14 protein-coding genes are annotated in these 19,722 nt (G+C 45.2%); 9 read left to right on the forward strand and 5 right to left on the reverse strand.

Annotation, left to right across the window (positions count from 1 at the left end):
• Nucleotides 1–2: 2 nt before the first annotated feature.
• The 3 genes from MUY27_RS05095 to MUY27_RS05105 are packed head-to-tail and all read right to left on the reverse strand — an operon-like array spanning nucleotide 3 to nucleotide 5,095.
• Nucleotides 3–380 (reverse strand): response regulator, encoded by a 378-nt coding sequence (locus MUY27_RS05095; RefSeq protein WP_245128908.1) that lies wholly within the window; start codon nucleotides 378–380, stop codon nucleotides 3–5.
• Between the two features lie 2 nt (nucleotides 381–382).
• Nucleotides 383–3,949: a response regulator gene (locus MUY27_RS05100; RefSeq protein WP_245128909.1), complete on the reverse strand. Its 3,567-nt coding sequence runs from the start codon at nucleotides 3,947–3,949 to the stop codon at nucleotides 383–385.
• 24 nt (nucleotides 3,950–3,973) lie between these two features.
• The gene (locus MUY27_RS05105) at nucleotides 3,974–5,095 is read right to left on the reverse strand and encodes an ATP-binding response regulator (RefSeq protein WP_245128910.1); all 1,122 of its coding nucleotides are present in this window, start codon (nucleotides 5,093–5,095) and stop codon (nucleotides 3,974–3,976) included.
• 184 nt (nucleotides 5,096–5,279) lie between these two features.
• On the opposite strand from MUY27_RS05105, the gene moaC reads away from it, so the two are divergent.
• The 9 genes from moaC to MUY27_RS05150 all read left to right on the forward strand — a co-directional run bounded on the left by moaC (nucleotide 5,280) and on the right by MUY27_RS05150 (nucleotide 16,428).
• Entirely contained in the window at nucleotides 5,280–5,759 is a 480-nt protein-coding gene (moaC, locus tag MUY27_RS05110; RefSeq protein WP_245128911.1) for a cyclic pyranopterin monophosphate synthase MoaC, read from the forward strand.
• A complete protein-coding gene (locus MUY27_RS05115; RefSeq protein WP_245128912.1) occupies nucleotides 5,740–6,858 on the forward strand; it encodes an NTP transferase domain-containing protein in 1,119 nt (372 codons plus the stop codon). Before moaC ends, MUY27_RS05115 begins: the two co-directional genes overlap by 20 nt.
• Before the next feature lie 365 nt (nucleotides 6,859–7,223).
• A complete protein-coding gene (locus MUY27_RS05120; protein ID WP_245128913.1) occupies nucleotides 7,224–8,075 on the forward strand; it encodes a prephenate dehydratase in 852 nt (283 codons plus the stop codon).
• Between the two features lie 138 nt (nucleotides 8,076–8,213).
• Nucleotides 8,214–9,338: a chorismate mutase gene (locus MUY27_RS05125; RefSeq protein WP_245128914.1), complete on the forward strand. Its 1,125-nt coding sequence runs from the start codon at nucleotides 8,214–8,216 to the stop codon at nucleotides 9,336–9,338.
• Nucleotides 9,339–9,345: 7 nt separating this feature from the next.
• The gene (gene aroA, locus MUY27_RS05130; protein WP_245128915.1) at nucleotides 9,346–10,659 is read left to right on the forward strand and encodes a 3-phosphoshikimate 1-carboxyvinyltransferase; all 1,314 of its coding nucleotides are present in this window, start codon (nucleotides 9,346–9,348) and stop codon (nucleotides 10,657–10,659) included.
• Between the two features lie 949 nt (nucleotides 10,660–11,608).
• On the forward strand, nucleotides 11,609–12,700 hold the full coding sequence (gene aroC, locus MUY27_RS05135; RefSeq protein WP_245128916.1) for a chorismate synthase: 1,092 nt from the start codon (nucleotides 11,609–11,611) through the stop codon (nucleotides 12,698–12,700).
• A gap of 84 nt (nucleotides 12,701–12,784) precedes the next feature.
• Nucleotides 12,785–14,020: an MDR family MFS transporter gene (locus tag MUY27_RS05140; RefSeq protein ID WP_245128917.1), complete on the forward strand. Its 1,236-nt coding sequence runs from the start codon at nucleotides 12,785–12,787 to the stop codon at nucleotides 14,018–14,020.
• Nucleotides 14,021–14,056: 36 nt separating this feature from the next.
• Nucleotides 14,057–14,686 carry an HAD family hydrolase gene (locus tag MUY27_RS05145; RefSeq protein ID WP_245128918.1) on the forward strand — a complete coding sequence of 210 codons (630 nt, stop codon included), beginning with the start codon at nucleotides 14,057–14,059 and terminating at the stop codon, nucleotides 14,684–14,686.
• Between the two features lie 947 nt (nucleotides 14,687–15,633).
• On the forward strand, nucleotides 15,634–16,428 hold the full coding sequence (locus tag MUY27_RS05150; protein WP_245128919.1) for an alpha/beta fold hydrolase: 795 nt from the start codon (nucleotides 15,634–15,636) through the stop codon (nucleotides 16,426–16,428).
• Nucleotides 16,429–16,593: 165 nt separating this feature from the next.
• Here MUY27_RS05150 and MUY27_RS05155 read toward each other — a convergent pair whose 3' ends face one another.
• Nucleotides 16,594–17,505 (reverse strand): PH domain-containing protein, encoded by a 912-nt coding sequence (locus MUY27_RS05155; protein WP_245128920.1) that lies wholly within the window; start codon nucleotides 17,503–17,505, stop codon nucleotides 16,594–16,596.
• A gap of 801 nt (nucleotides 17,506–18,306) precedes the next feature.
• On the reverse strand, nucleotides 18,307–19,377 hold the full coding sequence (locus MUY27_RS05160; RefSeq protein ID WP_245128921.1) for an AAA family ATPase: 1,071 nt from the start codon (nucleotides 19,375–19,377) through the stop codon (nucleotides 18,307–18,309).
• Between the last annotated feature and the right edge of the window lie 345 nt (nucleotides 19,378–19,722).

Below are 19,722 nucleotides of genomic sequence, written 5' to 3' on the forward strand. Positions count from 1 at the left end.
TATTATTTTAAATAATTATTCAACAAATCCGTAAGCACATCTACATTTACCGGTTTAGATATGTAGGCACTTGCACCTGCTTCAAAGCATTTCTCCCTGTCGCCAGGCATAGCCTGCGCAGTTACGGCAACAACGGGCAGATCAGCAATGCGCTCATCCGTCCTGATTCGTCCCAAGGCTTCGTAACCATCCATCTCCGGCATCATCATATCAAGCAGTACAACAGCAATAGTGTTATCTTGTTGTAACATATTTAACGCCGTTATGGCATCCGTAGCAGACAATATCTGGTAACCTTTGGCGCGAAGGGTAAGGCTTAATGCAAATATATTGCGGGTATCGTCGTCTACGATCAGTATTTTTTTGGAGGTTTGGGTCATTTTTAAATATTCTTATCGTACAACCATACGCGCAGCAGCGATATCAGCTGGTCTACGTCTACCGGTTTGGAAATATAGTCAGAAGCACCCGCTTTAATACATTTTTCACGGTCGCCCATCATGGCTTTGGCGGTTACCGCAATCACCGGCAGGTTTTTAAACTTCTTGTTTTGCCGTATACGCTGCGTACTTTCGTAACCATCCATCTCTGGCATCATCATGTCCATCAGCACGATATCCGTTTCCGGATGCTGCTCCAGTTGTTGCAGCGCTTCGCGGCCATCAATTGCCGAAATTACATTCATTTTATGCTTTTCCAAAGCCTTGGTTAGCGAGAAGATGTTGCGTACGTCATCATCGGCGATCAGCACGGTCTTATCTTTCAGAATCTCGTTGAGCGGTGTTGCCAGCGGAAGTACAGGTTTAGCCTGCCCGCCCTGCTTGTTCTCTTCTATCAGGTGCAGAAACAAAGCGACTTCATCCAGGATGCGCTGATAGGAATGCGCCGTTTTTACGACGATAGAATCTGCGTACTGTTTGATGCGGCCTTCTTCTGCCGATGACAGGTTTTTACCGGTAAAGACAATGATCGGCAGGTTTTCCAAGCCCTGGTTTTGTTTCACAATTTCCAGGGTTTCATAGGCGTTCTTATCAGGGATGCCCATATCCAGGATCACACAATCCACCTCTTTGTTCTTCAGCATATCCACCCCTTCCGGCAAACTGCTGGACACTGCCGAAGAAACGTTGAACGTTTGCAGGAAATAAGCCAATGCCTGCGCGTGCTTAGGGTTTTCCTCAACGATCAGCACTTTCTTAGGATTGCGGCTAAGAGCATCTTCTAATTTGGCGAAGATATCTTTCATCTGTTCTACCGCCACCGGCTTATTGATGAAATCTACCGCGCCGCGCAAACGGCTTTCTTTCTTAGCCTCCATTGAAGACATAATGTGTACGGGAATATGCCGCGTAGCCGGATTGCTTTTCAGCTCTTCCATTACCTCCCAGCCGTCTTTTACAGGCAGTTGCAAATCGAGCAGAATAGCCAGCGGACGGTATTTCTGGGCCAGTTCGAGCCCAAGGTCGCCGCGAACAGCTACCACACCTTTGTAGCCGCGCTGGTGCGTAAAGTTCAGCAGCGCTTTGGCAAACGGGGTATCATCTTCTACGATAAGGATCACCTTATCATCAGCTGAAATATTTGCCCGATCGTCCTCCACATCTTTAGGAATTACCGGGGCAATATGTCTTACCCTTTCTTCCTGGCTCTCTTCTGCCTGCTGTGTTACAGGTTCTTTCTCTGGTTGCGGTAACGGAATAGCAACCTCCCTGTTTTTGGGGATGTACACCATAAAATTACTGCCTTTTCCCGGCTCGCTTTCCAGTCGAATGTCGCCGCCGAGCAACCTGCTCAACTCGCGGCTGATTGAAAGTCCTAACCCGGTTCCGCCGTATTTACGTTTAGTAGAACCGTCGGCTTGTTTAAAGGCTTCAAACACCAGCTCCTGTTTATCTTTCGGGATACCTACACCGGTATCTTTTACCGAGAACTTAATGAATGACGGATCTATTTCAGACTCGCTGATTCTTAGTTGAACCGAGCCCTCTGTCGTAAACTTTAACGCATTGCTCAGCAGATTTTTAATGATCTGTTCCAGGCGCATCTTATCCGTCTCGATTGTTTCACCCTGCTTATAGTTGTTCTGGATCACCAGTTCTATCTGCTTCTCGCGGGCAATCGGGCTGAACAGCGAACGCATATCATTTTCAATCTCCGCCAAACCGATGTGCTCATATTCCAGATCCATCTTACCGGCTTCAATCTTTGAAAGATCCAACAGCTCGTCAATCAGGTCAAGCAACCCATTTCCCGAATTCAGGATCACTTTAGCAGATTCTACCTGCTCGTCAGATAAGTTCTTTTCGTTATTCTCATACAGGTATCGCGAAAGCAGCAAAATAGAGTTCAGCGGCGTACGCAACTCGTGCGACATGTTCGCCATAAACTCTGATTTATAGCGGGTACTTTGCTCCAACTCTTCGGCTTTACGTTGAATCTCGCTGTTCCGTTCGTTAATGATCCGGTTGCGTTCTTCCAGCTCCTGGTTAGTTTGCTGCAATTCTTCCTGCTGCACGCGCAGTTCCTCTTCAGAGGTTTGCAAACGCTGGGTATGTGCTTCCAGTTCTGTATTCAGGTTTTCCAGCTCGCTGTGCTGCGCTTGCAGTTCCTCGGCTTGTGATTGTGTTTCTTCCAGCAGTTCCTGTAACCTGCGGCGGTTTTCTGCACTTTGCAAGGCGATACCGATATTGCCGGAAACGGTATTCAGAAAATCAAACTTACGCTGGGCATAAACATTCAACGTTGCCAGTTCCAGAACGCCACGCACCGAGCGATCATGAAAAATGGGAACGGCGATCACATTCTTAGGTTTTAAGCCACCAGAAGCATAATTAACCGAAATATAATCCGGGTCGATATCCGTAAGCGTGATCAGTTTGCCGGTTAAAGCCGCCTGACCGAGGATACCTTCGCCAACAGCAATCTCTTTCCGCGCATCCGGAGAAAGCGCATAACCTGCCTGCAGATATAGTCTATCCTTATCGCAGATGTAAAGCGCGCCTACATGGCTCTTGGTATATTCAGCAATAAAATCCAGAATATCCGCAGCGAGTGCTGGGGTGTCCTTTTCACCCACCATGCGGTCATTTAATTGCGCGATACCCGTTTGCAACCATTCATTATCTGATATTTTAGTGAACGAAGCTTGCAGTGATGCCGCCATACGGTTCAACGCTCCTCCTAAACTTCCTAAAACATCCTGCTCTGTTGCGGCAACGCGGGTTTCGTAATCGCCATTGGAGATTTTTTCGGCGATGCCTTGTATCACATGAATGCGATGGCTGGTTTCCTCGTCTTTTTCCTCCAATGCTTTCTGCAAACGCATCCGCTCATTAAAATCACTGGTTACCTTCAGATAAAAGAAGATGGATATGGCGAAAGAAAGGATAGCTGCAAAAACGATAACAACCGGCGTAAAACTCGACATCTGATTCAAGCGTTCTGTCCGCTGTTTTAACAACGTCTGCTCTGCTCCCTCCATTGATGCGATAGAACGGCGCAGTTCGTCCATATATTCCTTGCCTTTGCGCAGATCTTCAACCGTTACTACACCTCCGGCACGTTTTTTATCAATGGTTTGCCTAAGAATACTCATCCGTTGCAACAAAATATCCTTTACGTGGCGTATATTTTCCTGCTGCACCAGATTATCCGGTGTAAGGTTCTGCACCTTGTTGGCCTCCGTCAGCGCCTTATTGTAAGCACCTTCGTAAGGCTGAAGAAATTCGTCGCGCTGGGTAAGCAAAAAGCCCCGCTGCCCGGTTTCGGCATCCTTCATGGTGGAAATGATGTTATCCAGCGAACGGACTACCTGGTGGCTGTGTTCTACCAGGTCACTGCTGGTAAGCAGGTTATTGATGCTTACGTAAGAAGCAATCGAACTGATGATGAGCAGCAGCAGCGATAAGCCGAATCCGATCTGCAGATTGCGGGTTACGTTTGTTTTCATTAATGATATGATGTAAGTAGGTTGTTAAACAGTCTTTTTAGTAACAGGTATGGTAAAGTAGAAGGTAGATCCCTGCCCCTCTACACTTTGTACCCCAAAATTACCACCGTGGCGCTTGATAATTTCGGCGCAGATATATAGGCCCATGCCCAACCCCTGGAATCTGTTGGACGACTCTTCGACGCGGTAAAACTTATCAAAAAGTTGTTGTTGTTTTTCCTTGGGGATGCCTATACCCTTGTCACGCACACCTACCGTTACCTTATTGGGGCTTGGCGTGGTCACCTCCACAAAAACATCGTTCGAGTTTGGCGAATACTTAATAGCGTTCGTCAGGTAATTCAGTACCACTTGTTCCAGCCGCATTTGGTCGCCGTTGATCCGTACGTTCGCCCTACCTGTTTTAATAATATTTTTACCGGGGTAAGATTGCTTGATGATATCTATCGCGCTTTCGATAAACGGCTCGAAATCAAAATCTTTAAAATGATACTCCAGTTTCCCCGATACAATTTTTGAGGTATTGAGCAAGTCTGCCACCAACTGGTTCAGTTTGTTCAATTGCGTTTTTGTACGGTCGAGGTACATTCGTATGCCGTCTTTATTATCCTTCTCAAACGCTTTCTCGGCAAGTTGTAAATAGCCTTTTACAGAAGTAAGGGGTGTATTTAATTCGTGGCTGGCAATGCTGATGAATTCGTCCTTTTTACTTTCAGCTTCTTTACGGTATTCTATCTCTTCAAGTAAGGCTTGTTGAATACGGTTCAGTTCATCGGTCTGTTCGTATAGGCGGATGAACGTACGGATCTTCAGTACCAATATATCCGGATCAATTGGCTTAACCAGGTAATCCCGGCCACCAGAAAGGTAGCCTTTACTGATAAATTGTTTATTGATCTTTACCGCGGAAAGGAAAATGATGGGAATATCTTTGGTTTTGCTGTAACCCACTATCGCTTCGGCAACCTCAAAGCCATCCATACCGGGCATCTGCACATCCAGAATGATTAACTTGTACGGATATTTGAGCACCTTGCGCAGCGCTTCCTCGCCAGACAGGGCCGTATCTACACTAAAATTATGTGTCTCTAATATCTTTTTTAGCGCAATAAGATTTTCAGACTTATCGTCGACAATCAGTATCATGTAATTACAAAAGGTAGATAAAGGCGTAAATATATATCACTCCTGGTTGTTAATCAAACGCTTGTAAACTTAAATTAAGTGTTATTGTTGTTAAATGCTGGCTGCCCTGACCTTTTTAGGCCAAAAATAGTGAACGCAACACTGGTAAGGGAACGGGTATTTTATAGCTTTGTTTGCACAAGGGATGAAAAATTTTTCACACATAGACGATGACAGCAATCAACCGCGTATGGTTGACGTTAGTGATAAAGCAGTTACCAGGCGAACAGCCATAGCAACCGCTATCATTAGCCTTGGCAAACAGGTGATGCTGGGGCTGAAACAAGGTGAGCTGCATACTAAAAAAGGCCCGGTATTTCAAACGGCCATTATTGCCGGAACCATGGCGGTGAAGAAAACTGCGGAACTGATCCCGTTCTGCCACCCCCTGCCTACGGAAGCCATAAAGATCACCATCGACACGAATGACGCTTTTGAAGCCGTAGTTACATGTGAAGTAACGGTGACAGGTAAAACTGGTGTGGAAATGGAAGCGCTAACTGGTGCCAGCGTAGCTGCCCTAACGATCTATGATATGTGTAAAGCGGTATCGCAGGAGATGGTAATACGCGAAACAAAGCTGATAAAAAAGACGGGAGGAAAAAGTGACTACACAGCCGGATAAACATCAAAAACACGCTGCCCTGAAACGACCTGCTCTGGGTGATTTCGGGCGAAATGAAATCGGCATTCTCGGTGCCCCATGTGGGCTGATCAGGGAACTGGCCCAGCAATGGTGCGCGGTACTGGGTGAGCAGTGGAAGGTTTCTTTTGTTGATGCTGACCATCACGAGGAAGCGCAGCTTTGGCGGGGAGCAGATTTGATTTATACGGATAAGATCAGCTTCGGGAGGATTGACTTCAAGCAAGAGCACAAACCGTTCCGTAATCGTGTGCTTTTTAACGATCAGGACTTGATCCTGATCAACGGCAATCATTTCAAGGCGCAAAAGCAGATCGCGATCATTCATCCGGCTAAATCGCTGGAGAAAAAGCTGGAGAAGCTGACCGACGTACAACTGATCCTGCTGGCAGACGGCGTTACGGAAGTTCCTGCTTTTTTAAATCACCTGGCAGACGTACCGGTACTGAAACTGGAGCAACAGGCAGAAATTCTGCAATTCCTGCAAACACAGCTTACCGCTGCCATCCCCCCCATACACGGGCTTGTACTGGCTGGCGGGAAAAGCATACGTATGCAAACCGATAAAGGAAGTATAGCCTACCACGGGCAAAACCAGCGTATACATACTCATCACCTGCTTGCGGAATTTTGCGATGAAGTTTCCCTGTCCGGTGCAGAAGAAGAAGGATTGCCAACCATTCCGGACACTTTTATAGGGTTAGGTCCTTTTGGGGGCATTTTATCAGCCATGCAAAAGAATCCCAATGCAGCCTGGTTAACGCTCGCTTGCGATCTACCCTATTTAACTTCAGCCACCTTACAGTATCTGGTGGGAAGGCGTAATCCTTCTAAACTGGCAACCGCTTTCCTGGACAGTGATGCACAATTCCCGGAGCCGCTAATCACCATTTGGGAACCATGCGCCTACCCGGTAATGCTGCAGTTTCTGTCGCAAGGCTATTCTTGTCCGCGAAAGGTGCTGATCAACAGTGACATTGAATTACTACATGCACCGGATGTAAAAGAGTTCAGGAATGTAAACCGCCCCGAAGAGCGTGACGAAGCATTGAGGTTTTTTAAGGGAGAGGCTTCTGCTTAACCGTTCTGGCCTTAGTATAATATGTATAAAACGCGGAAGAGATTTCCCTGTTAAACTAATTTCCCAATTGCAGCATCTGTTTGCTCATCGCCATCGTTCTTTTTATTTACCTTGTATCAACTCATAACAAATAAAATTCTGTTTGCACCTGCTTTTTTCTAAAAAATAAAATTTTGTATTGACATTCTGATTTTTACTTGTACATTTACCATCGTAAACACAACAATGAAATACACAGGTGCATATTATTTTGGTTTTTACTTTTACTTTACCAGTAAGAGCCGGGACTGATATGCCATAAAGACATACAACAAAAAGCAAAAAGTCCCGGCCCAACAGCCGGGACTTTTTGCTTTAACAGCATTATGGAAACGCAAAAACCAAGAGTAGCTATTCAGGGAATCAGGGCCTCCTTTCATGAGGAAGCCGCCTTCAGATTTTTCGGCAATGACATTACTACTGTAGAATGTACTTCTTTTAAGCAAACATTTGAGAAGCTAAAAGCCGGTGAAGCCGATTACCTGGTGATGGCTATTGAAAATAACATTGCGGGCAGCATTCTGCCGAACTATAACCTGCTGTTAAGCTATAACTTTCCGGTAGTGGGCGAGGTGTACGTGCCTATTCAATTGCACCTGATGGGCTTACCCGGCGTTGCGTTTGAACAGATCACCACCGTAACCTCGCACCCGATGGCCATACGCCAGTGTGATGATTTCTTTAATGATCATCCAAACCTGAAAGTAGTGGAAAGCAGCGATACTGCCGCTTGTGCTAAACGTATCCGCGATGAGCAACTGACCGATACCGTTGCCATTGCCAATAACCTGGCCGCCCGGATCTATGACCTGCAAATTTTGGAACGCCGCATCGAGTCTAACAAAAAGAATTTTACCCGTTTCCTGATCATGACAACCCAGGAGAATGTACAAAAAACGGCGGCTGACAAGGCTTCACTATGCTTCGAAGTTCGGAATGAAGCAGGGGCACTGTTCAAGGTGCTGGAGGTTTTCAAAGAAGAAAATATCAATATGAGCAAGATCCAGTCGATGCCGGTACTGGGCAAGCGCGACGAGTATAAGTTTTATGTAGACGTGGAGTGGGAAGCTCAGGGAAATTATGATCGCGCCCTGAGAGGAATCCTTAAATTCACGCACAATTTTAACATCCTGGGCGAGTATAAAAGGTATGAAGAGGAGGAGTCCGAAAGTCGGTAAGTCCGGAAAAGTCAGCGAAGCAATAAACATAAATTAAACAGATAAAACATTCAATAATCCAACAAACAAACTTTCGGACTTTCGGACTCACGGTCTTACGGACTGTAAATTCAAATTCCGAGTAACAACCAAAATAGTATGAAACTTGATTTAAAAATACAGCCCCTAAGTTCCTGGATCACTGCTAAAAAGCAGCCGTTATTAATCGCAGGACCATGCAGCGCCGAGACTGAAGAACAGTTGGTTGCCACTGCTCATTTATTGGCAAAAACCGGTCGCGTTACCGCATTGCGCGCAGGTATCTGGAAACCACGTACCCGTCCGGGCGAGTTTGAAGGTATCGGCAGCATTGGTTTAGAATGGTTAAAACGTGCTAAAGCAGAAACCGGTTTGCCAACCGCGGTAGAAGTGGCCACCGGCAAACACGTAGAAGAAGCGCTGAAAGCAGGCGTGGATATCTTCTGGGTAGGTGCGCGTTCTACCGTTAACCCTTTCACCGTACAGGAAATTGCTGATGCGTTAAAAGGTGTTGATATCCCTGTAATGGTTAAAAATCCGGTTAACCCTGATCTTTCTTTGTGGATTGGTGCTCTGGAGCGTATCAACAATGCGGGTATCACTAAACTGGCTGCTATTCACCGTGGTTTCTCTTCTTTCGAGAAAACTGCTTTCCGTAACGAACCAATGTGGGATCTGGCCATCAACCTGAAAACGCATGCGCCTGATCTTCCGATCATTAACGACCCAAGCCACATTTCCGGTAACCGCGAACTGATCCCTTACGTTTCTCAAAAGGCGTTAGACCTGGATATGCAGGGCCTGATGATCGAATCGCACATCGACCCTTCTGTTGCCTGGACAGATGCTAAACAACAATTGACACCAGCAGCACTGGACGATTTAGTTGGCCGTTTAACCCTTCGCCAGCCGGAAACCGCCAGCAGCGAGGTGAAAGATAAATTGGCAGAACTGCGTAATCAGATCGACAAACTGGATGACCTGGTAATTCAAAAATTAGCAGAGCGTATGCAGATTGTAGAGAAGATCGGCCAATACAAAAAAGACAACGGCATCACCATTTTACAGGTTAACCGTTGGGACGAAATCTTGCAGAAGCGCACCCAGTATGGGAAAGCATTAAAACTGGAAGCAGATTTTACCGAGAAACTATTGGAACTGATCCACAGCGAATCTATCCGTAAACAAACCGAGATCATGAACCAGAGTCAGGCTCCGGTTCAGGAAAAACTAACACATGCTTAATCAGCAGATGAAACAAAACATCATACTGCATAAAAACAGCAAAACTGTAAATACCACCATCCAGCTTACGGGTTCCAAAAGCGAATGCAACCGTGCATTGGTAATTGAAGCCCTAAGCCAGGGGCGAGTAAAGGTGACGAATGTTTCCGATGCGGCGGACGCGGTTTTACTGGCTAATATTTTAAGGAACCAGGAGTCAGGAGTCAGGAATCAAGAAGTAGTTACAGCGGCGGACGAACCCGCAACTGAAAACTCGCAACTTGCAACTGAAGTAAACATCGGCCCTGCGGGTACGGCCATGCGTTTCCTGACGGCTTACTTCAGTCTGGAGCCAGGCGAAGTTTTGCTGACAGGCAGTGAGCGAATGAAGCAACGCCCGATCGGTATCTTGGTTGATGCCCTTCGCACCCTTGGTGCTGATATTACTTATGCCGAACAGGAAGGTTATCCTCCACTGCATATTAAAGGTGGTTTCGAGCAGAGAACAGACACCGTAAGCATCAAGGGGAATATCAGCAGCCAGTATATTACGGCATTATTACTGATAGCCGCGCGTTTGCCGCAAGGTTTAAAACTAGAGATTGAAGGTGAACTTACTTCGCGCCCATATGTAGAAATGACGTTGAGTATGCTACAACAGGCAGGTATTCAGCACGAATGGGAAGGCAATACCATTAGTATTGGAAACCAACCGTTCAGCGAAACCAGCATCTGGGTTGAGCCGGACTGGAGCGCGGCTTCTTACTGGTATGCAATTGCTGCACTGAGTGATGAAGCAGAACTTTTCCTTCCCGGGTTGACTGCTTACAGCCTTCAGGGCGATAGCGTCATTACCGAGATTATGGCCAACTTCGGTATTACCTCACAGTTTAAAGACGGCGGTGTATACCTGAAGAAAGAGCCTAAAGCTTTAGGTCGCAAAGATTTCAACCTGATCAAATGTCCCGATTTAGCACAAACCGTAATTGTGGTGTGTGCAGCTTTAGGTCATGAAGCTACCTTTACAGGGCTGGAAACTTTGAAAATTAAAGAAACAGACCGCATTGCGGCCTTGCAGAACGAATTAGGCAAGATGGGCGTAAAGCTGGTTGAGAAGGACGAGGTTTACACCCTGGATTGCAGCGGAAAATTTATTCCGGAAAAGATGACGATTGCCACTTACGACGATCACCGGATGGCGATGGCTTTCGCACCGCTGGCTCTGGTGATCCCCGAGCTGGAGATCGAAGACTATATGGTGGTAGAGAAATCGTACCCGGCATATTGGGATGATTTGCAAAAGGCCGGGTTTAGTCTTTCACAACCTTTTACGAAGGCTTAACGCGCCTGTCATTCTGAACGCAGTGAAGAATCTGTAAGCGAAACACAACCATGCAGGTTCTTCCCAAAACTGGTTCGGGACAGGTCGTTAACATAGGATGACAAACTTATATAAATTGTCACCCTGAGCTCGTCGAAGGGCTATTTGTGAAGAGATTGCTTCGTTACTCGCAATGACGATTTGTTAAAACTCCCCTCTTGAGAGGGGCTAGGGGTGTGTCCTTTGACTGATTTAACGAACTAAGATCCAGAAACAACCCTTCGACGAGCTCAGGGTGACATCGTTCAGGATGATTTTTATAGATTGAAATAATAATAATGTGTCATTGCGAGGATACCGATAGCTATCGGGAGACGCGGCAATCGCTTCGTCGGCACCTAAACAATGCTGTCATTTCGATCCGCCTACTGGCGGAGAGAAATCTTCTTGGAAAGGCTAAACGAAGAGATTGCTTCGTTACTCGCAATGACGATTTGTTAAAACTCCCCTCTTGAGAGGGGTTAGGGGTGTGTCCTCTAATTAATTTAAAGAACTAATATCCGGAAACAACCCTTCGACGAGCTCAGGGTGACATTGTTCAGGATGATTTTTATAGATTGAAATAATAATAATGTGTCATTGCGAGGATACCGATAGCTATCTGGAGACGCGGCAATCTTTTCGTCGGCGACTTAAACAAGGCTGTCATTTCGATCCGCCTACTGGCGGAGAGAAATCTTCTTGGAAAAGCTAAGCAAAGAGATTGCTTCGTTACTCGCAATGACGATTTGTTAAAACTCCCCTCTTGAGAGGGGGGAAGGGGTGTGTCCTTTGACTGATTTAACGAACTAAGATCCAGAAACAACCTTCGACGAGCTCAGGATGACATAAGACAAGGGTAGAAAGATTGTTCATTCCGCGCAATGGCGATCTTGATACCTGATACTAAATACTTGATACTAACGAAACCATGGCAGGAAACTCCTTCGGGCAACTATTTAAAATAACCACATTCGGCGAATCGCACGGCGAGGCAATCGGCGTTATTATCGACGGCTGTCCGTCTCAATTACCAATCGACCTGGACTTTATCCAGGCCGAACTGGATAAACGCAAACCGGGGCAATCGAAAATTACTACGCAACGAAAAGAAAGCGACACGGTAAAAATTCTTTCAGGGGTGTTTGAAGGAAAAACTACGGGTACTCCAATCGCTATGATCATCCCTAATGAAGATCAGCGGTCGAAAGACTACAGCCACAATACCGACGTTTTCCGTCCATCGCATGCCGATTATACGTACCATACCAAATACGGTATTCGTGATCACCGCGGCGGTGGCAGGTCTTCAGCCCGGGAAACTGCCGCTCGTGTAGCAGCAGGTGCGGTTGCAAAGCTGATGCTGAAAGCCTATGGTATTGAAGTGTTTGCCCATGTAAGCAGCGTTGGAAAGATAGACGCACCAAATGTGGACATCACTAATGCGGACGCGTTTATAGAACAGCGCGAGCAGAACATCGTCCGCTGTGTTGATCCGGCTACTGCAGAAGAAATGATTTCTTTTATCGATGGCGTTCGCAAACAGGGCGATACCGTCGGGGGAAAGGTAAGTTGCTATATCACCAATTGTCCGGTGGGCTTAGGCGAACCGGTGTTTGATAAGCTGCACGCAGATTTAGGCAAGGCGATGCTAAGCATCAACGCCGTGCATGGGTTCGAATACGGTTCCGGATTTAGTGGCGCCGAAATGCTGGGATCTGAACATAACGACAGATTTATCCATGATGCAGAGGGTAACGTTAAAACGCTGACTAATTTCTCTGGTGGTATCCAGGGCGGTATCAGTAACGGTATGCCTATCGAGTTTAAAGTAGCCTTTAAACCCGTAGCCACCATTATGCAAAACCAGCCGACCATTAACGCAGCAGGTGAGGCAGCAGAAATTCAGGGTAAAGGCCGCCACGATCCATGCGTAGTACCACGTGCCGTTCCGATCGTGGAAGCCATGGCCGCACTGGTGATTGCCGACCACTTTCTAAGAAATAAAACCGTTATCTTATAATGAGATAATTTGATGATTTGAAAATTTGGTAATGTAGTTTCAATTTGCAAATCATCAAATTTTCAAATCTGCAAATCGATCAACATGAACCCTATCACCTTATACCGTAAAGCCTACAGCGGCCTGTCGCGTAACAGCTGGCTGCTCACGCTGGTGGTTTTTATCAACCGCAGCGGTACCATGGTGTTGCCTTTCATGACCATCTATTGTACCCAGGCCCTGCATTTCAGTATCAGGCAGGCGGGGGTAGTAATGGCGATGTTCGGTTTGGGTTCTATCACCGGGGCTTTTATTGGCGGAAAGATCACCGATAGGTACGGGTTCTATGATGTACAGATCGGTTCACTGCTCAGCGCCGGCTTGCTATTTATCTTACTGGGTTATCAAACGCATTTTTATGCTATTTGTGCCTGCACTTTTATTTTAAGCCTGTGTAATGATGCCTTCCGTCCTGCAAATTCTACCGCGATAGCACATTACAGTTCGCCCGAAAATAAAACCCGTTCTTATTCGCTTAATCGCCTGGCGGTAAACCTGGGCTGGTCTTTCGGTGGCGCCATCGGTGGGTTCCTGGCGGCGCATAATTACCACTTGCTTTTCTGGGTAGATGGCTGTACCAACCTGTTATCAGGCGTGATGCTGATGATCCTGATGCCGAGAGCAAATGCAAAAAGAAATTTAACACAACGCCACCACACAGCCCAATCTTCGCCGTACAAAGATGGCGTTTATATGCTTTTTATCCTGTTTGTGGTGCTGTTTGCGTTTTGTTTCTTCCAGATATTTACGCTGCAGCCCGTCTTTTACAAAACAGAATGGCATTTAACCGAGCAGTTGATCGGTGGCTTGATGGCCCTGAACGGTTTCTTGGTAGCGTTTGTAGAAATGGTATTGATCCACAACCTGGAAGGCCGCCGACACCCGATGCAGTATATCTGTTTTGGTATTTTCCTGACGGCTATTGGCCTTACCCTGGTCAATTGGATGCCAGCGATGGCTTTAACGGGGGTGATGAGTATTATCCTGGTTTCTTTCGGCGAAATGTTCAGCATGCCGTTTATGAATGCTTTCTGGATCAGCAGGACGAACGAGCATAACAGAGGGCAATACGCCGCGCTTTATACCATTGCATGGTCTACGGCTCAGGTACTTGCCCCGGCGTTGGGGAGCCAGATTATCGCCTTTGCGGGTTACCAATCACTTTGGTGGACCTTGGGTGCGATTTGCCTGTTATCAATCGCCGGATTTTACGGCTTATATCAAAAGCGATTAAAAACGGTGAAAGTCGCGCCGGAGATGCTGCTGCCCGAAACAAAATAAGGCGAAAACGTTTATCAACATACCACTAATACGTTTATGATAAAAGCACTGATTATAGATCTGGATAATACCGTATACCCTGCGAAATCTATCGGCGAGGAACTGTTTCAACCCATTATCAGCCTGATGGATGAATATAAAGAAAGCCTGAGCACTGAAGACCTGGATAAAGCCAAACAAGAGCTTACCCGCACGCCTTTCCAAAAGGTGGCAGACAAGTTTGGTTTTCCCGAGGAATTTAAGAAAAAAGGTGTGGAGATACTGAAGCACCGCAAATACGATAAACCCTTTGATGCTTATCCGGATTATCCAACTTTGGCTGGATTGAACATTGATAAATTTCTGGTTACTTTTGGTTTTGTAACACTGCAAAACAGCAAGATCGATCAGTTGGGCGTTCGCGGACATTTTAAGAAAATCTACATTGTAGACCCCGAAGAAACACACGAAACCAAGAAGGAAGTGTTTCAGAAGATCATGGATGAATTTGGTTACAAGCCGGAAGAATTGCTGGCCATCGGCGACGATATGGAGTCGGAGATAAAAGCTGCAAAAGCGCTGGGTATCCCCACTTATTTATTCGATGCCGAAAACCGCTACCAACCCGGGGAGACGGATTACTATGCAAAGGATTACCAGTTATTAAAGGGATTACTGAAGCAGTAATAAGTGGTTGGTGACCATTGGGCAGGCTAAACTAAATGATACGTCCTTGCGAGGAAGAATGACGAAGCAATCTCATTAAAAAATATCAATCATGGATTGCTTCTACGCTTTCTCCGTTAAAGTAATGTCAGCCTGAGCTTGTCGAAGGCTCTTAGCGATAAATAAGTTGTTGGTATCAATACCAACAATGGCGAGGTTTTGAAAAAACGCTTTCACTTTAAAGTAATGTCAGCCTGAGCTTGTCGAAGGCTCTTGTTTGTCTTACCTTCTTGTATTTAATATTTAGGAAGGGTTTTAATAAACTTTTTATGGCACTGGGTGAAATAAAGTTACGTTAGAAAATGAATGTCGAGAAAATTCAGAATAATCAGTTTGCACTCTGTTTTATAGTACTACTTATCGTCGGTAGCATGATTTATGGTATTATTAAAAGTTGCGAACGGAATAGCTCATTGTCTCATTCCATTACAACAATAGCCAGAGTCAAAGAAAAAGTTCCTTCACGGGGTCTCGCATTTATTTATGTCACCTATAATATTAGTGGTACTCGGTATGAAAATAACTTTTCAGTTCATAAAGATACCTTCAATATTGGTGATTCTCTGAGGATTCAAGTATCGAAAAGTGATCCTGATAAATATGTTCGGTATTTAGAAAAAATCCAGCGTACCGTATCGCAATGATGTGCTGAAAATGATTATAGTATATTTTGAAACTCTTTGTCTCGTAATCTGCAAAATGGAGATAAGTTGTTGGTGACAACACCAATAACGGCAGGGTTTTGAAAAAACGCTTTCACTTTAAAGTAATGTCAGCCTGAGCTTGTCGAAGGCCCTCTGCATCTCAAAATAATAATTGCAAGGATCCTGAACCGGGTTCAGGATGACTTTATTTTAAGTAAATAGAAAAGTTATTTCCTACTTTTAATAATCACAAACTTATTACCTATGGCTACACCAAGAACATCCGGACATGCACCTGTTAACGGGATACAAATGTATTACGAAATCTACGGATATGGCGGCGTACCGCTGGTGCTGATCCACGGCGGGGGTTCTACTATAGAAAGTACGTTTAGTAAGCTGATCCCTTTGCTTTCTGCTGATGCCAAAGTGATAGCCGTTGAATTACAGGCCCACGGGCGCACTACCGACCGCAATGCCCCCGAATCTTTTGAGCAGGACGCCGATGATGTGGCGGCTTTGCTGGCGCATCTTCAAATCCCGAAAGCAAACTTTCTGGGCTTTAGCAACGGCGGCACCACAACCCTACAAATTGCTATGAGGCACCCTGATCTGGTAAATAAGCTGATTATTGTTTCGGCCAATTATCGCCGGGACGGGATGATACCAGGCTTGTTCGACTGGCTGCCCCAGGCTACCCTGGATACCATGCCCCAACCCCTACGGGATGCTTTTCTTAAGGTGAACCCAAGCCAGGAAGGATTGCAAAACATGTTTGAAAAAGATAAAAACCGAATGATCGGCTTTAAAGATATTGCGGACGAGCAGCTTCAAACCATCACTGCACCGACGTTGATCATTTCAAATGATAAAGACGTTATACTGCCCAATCATATCCTGCAGTTGGCCCAACTGATTGCAGGCAGCAGAGTTATATTACTACCCGGAACGCATGGTACAGCCATCGGTACTATCGAAGCAGAAGAAATCGGCTTCGGCAACCAGCCCGCTATTACCGCTGCTATCGTCGCCGACTTTTTAACCGGTGACGAGGCTTAAGACAAAAAATTGAAGTCAGGGACTGCCCCATTGCATTCGCAATACCGTTTCCTTATTTTGTCATGCTTACGCCATCGAACTGTCCTGAACCAGTTTTGGGAAGCATCTGCATACAATTGTATACGAAATAACTAAGCTTAAGGAGAATTTTATTTGCTAACGGATTTACAACATTCCCCATAGCTCTTCATTGCATTCTTTTATTAATTCAGTTTTAAACTTTTTTCTGAGTTGGTTGCCCGATATTAAAAAGCTACTAAATCTGATATATTCACCGTTTTTAAAGTTTATTTTAAAAGCTTTCGCTGTCGTTAATGGAATACCATTTCTGAAAAATGACTTTTTTTGGCGACTGTAGAATTCAACATTTGCAATAAGCTCTTTTGAGTAATTCTTTACATTGTTAATGTCATAGCCAAAAGAAAATTCCTCATTGCCTTTTGATAGCCGTAGGTACATCTTTTTAGCCTTATAAGCTCCATACACAAAATAGATCAGCGTAGCAGAAAGCATGACTAAAATAAAACTAACAACAAAAGCGTCCGTGTATCTCTCGTTTATTAGTAAATACCACATCACAAGAATAATAATGATTTCAACCGCCATTAATCCCCAGGAATTAATAAAAAAACTGGATAATGTCCCCCTATATTCGAATGATTTTGTAATAAAATGTGTACGAGGGAAAAGTGAATTGGTATTCTTTTTAAATACTATTAAATCTAAACCACCTTTAAAAAAAGATGCTATTCTTTCGCAAACCTCGGTTAACGTTACTACAGGATGATCGAACAAACGCCCGTTTTGATCTAAATAGTATAGAGCGAATTTTCCATTAAAATACAAACCAACTTTTAAATATTCACCTGCATTATTTTGAATTACTACCCCGGGACCGGTCAGTTGAATATCAGTTAGTGATCGCTCTTGCTCCCAGGGAAATTTTTTGATCAGTTCCAACGTCTCTTCCAACGAACGAGATTGCTCGTCAGAAAACTCTCCCTTCTCATAGTTTTTGTGCTGAACTTTAGAAATAAGCTTTAACATTTCTATCCTAAAATAGGTATTTACCGCCATTGTTGGTATTGTTACCCAACAACTCCACATTTTGAAGCAGGTATCGTGCAAAACTATCGGAAATTGAAGGAATACTAAGTTTCCAGATTCATCACTTCGCTCGGGATGACAAACCTGGCTTATAAGATATCTTACTGCTGACAGCAGTCGCTTAGCTCCAGCCGGGTGACGACTGTTTAATAGCGAAACTCTAAACGGGCGGTTATATTGTAAGCGAATCCGCGTTAATTCTTCAGTGACAAAGTGGTATGTTTGCAAAGAAACGATAGAATTGTCAATTACTACGAACGCGTTGCAAACGCGCTCGATTGGCAGGATAACAGATTTTTCGAAAAGCCTCCAGGAACGAAGCAATCCCTCGGGGGTCCCCGGAAGATTGCCACACTGCTATCGCAGTTCGCAATGACACGTTTTTGAGATCAGACTAAGCAACGTGGAGGCTGTACTGTAGAGTTTAGCGGAATTGTAAATAGAGATGAATAAATGCATTGAGGGCCTTAGTATGACAAAGCGTAGAACTAAAGCCATGTCGCCCCAACAGCGCAGTCGCTCGGCTCCCAGCCGAGTGACGACTATTTCAGTGCCAAACGCTCAAGCAGACGGCTAAATTTCAAGCAAGGGCGGCCTAAACTCTTCAGTGGCACATTAATATGTTTGCCAAGAGAAGCCTGAATCGTCAATTACTCCACGAACGTGTTACAACGCGCTCGATTGGCAAAATTGAAAGTTAGGGATTGCTTCACTGCATTCGCAACGATGTTTCCTTTCGTATTGCTAAGCCCCTCTTGATGCAATTTTTTTTTAAACAACGCTTACATTTCCTTCCATCGCCTTCGCCACATGATACCTCGAGATGCCCAGATCTCTGGCAATTTCACGTTGCGATTTACCCTGCACCGCCCATTCCCTTATTTGCAACAGGATTTGGTTATCTGTAATATCCACTGCTTCAAACAGATGCTTGTGCTCCGGTTCGCAGCCGCAAGGGCTCAGGTAGATAAAGTTCTCGTTCCTCTCAAGGGTAAAAAGGCAAACGCGGTCTGCCCCGTAAAGCTCAGTAGCATTGCGCTGCTTAATTTGTTTCAGGTAGCGTAATTTGGGGTCAAGCCTGCTACGCCCCATCGCAAAAGCACTGTCGCAGAAATTAATCAGCATCTTGCTACCCTGCATATCGTTATTGGTAATGGGTTTAGCCGGGTTACGCTTTGGCGTATGTGCAAGCGCCAATATGCTGATCTGGTAGCGGCTCTTTAGCATCTTAAGAAACTTCATGGTGTTTAACGCCTCCTTTGCATGGCCAGACTGGTTACCCAAATATGTCAGGTTATCAATAATCAGCACTTTAGCTTTTGTATTTTTTACCGTTTCTTCTATCGAATAATGGATGCGGTCGAGGTAATTTCTTACGTCACCTGCTGCGGTGTTTAGTTCGGCACGATAAAAGTTGGGACTGAAGCTGTAGGCGTTCCTGTAACCGCTGTACCGCGCTTCAAACTGGAGCTGGCTTTGTTCAAAATCGAAATACACCACTGTTGAGGCAGGTACTTCAACCTTGTAATGTTCTATGGATGTTCCCGTTGCAATACAGTTCCCTAACTGCACAGCAAGAACAGATTTACCAAGATTGGTATCAGCGAATAAGATACAAAGCTCTCCTTCGAACCAAAAGTTATCAAAAAGCATCCGTGGTTTTTGGGTTTGCCCGTCGCTTGCCATCCAGTCGTTAGCCTTGCGCACCTGGAAAACATCGTCGCTGCAGTAAAGCGGCTCCTTCCAATAGTCGTATTTCTTTTTCCCCGGTGTCGGGTTCATACTTTCGCGGACCGATTGCCGGATGATCTCGATTTCCATCGGTCTTTCAAAATTTGCCATGTGAACTTATTATTACACAACAAATTTCTGCAACCGTAACAAGATAATTGGTGGCATAGTTGCGACACCAAATCCTGACTTAAAAGTTAGAAAACCTATGGCCGGCCGGTAAATGTGGCGAATATGGTAAATATGGCTAATGCGGCAAACGTGGCAGCCCCGGCGAACTGGCTTTTGCCAGCCAGCCAGCCAGCCTTGTGATAACTGTGCAGAGCCGGGCGACTATTTAAACTTAAATAATAAACCCCACTATTTCAGCCTTTTTACCCTACTATGAGATTGCCACACTGCTACGCAGTTCGCAATGACATGAGTAATAATGACACAAAGCCTAATGACCAATGA

Source organism: Mucilaginibacter straminoryzae (genome assembly GCF_022953055.1).
In the GTDB taxonomy this organism is placed as follows: domain Bacteria; phylum Bacteroidota; class Bacteroidia; order Sphingobacteriales; family Sphingobacteriaceae; genus Mucilaginibacter; species Mucilaginibacter straminoryzae.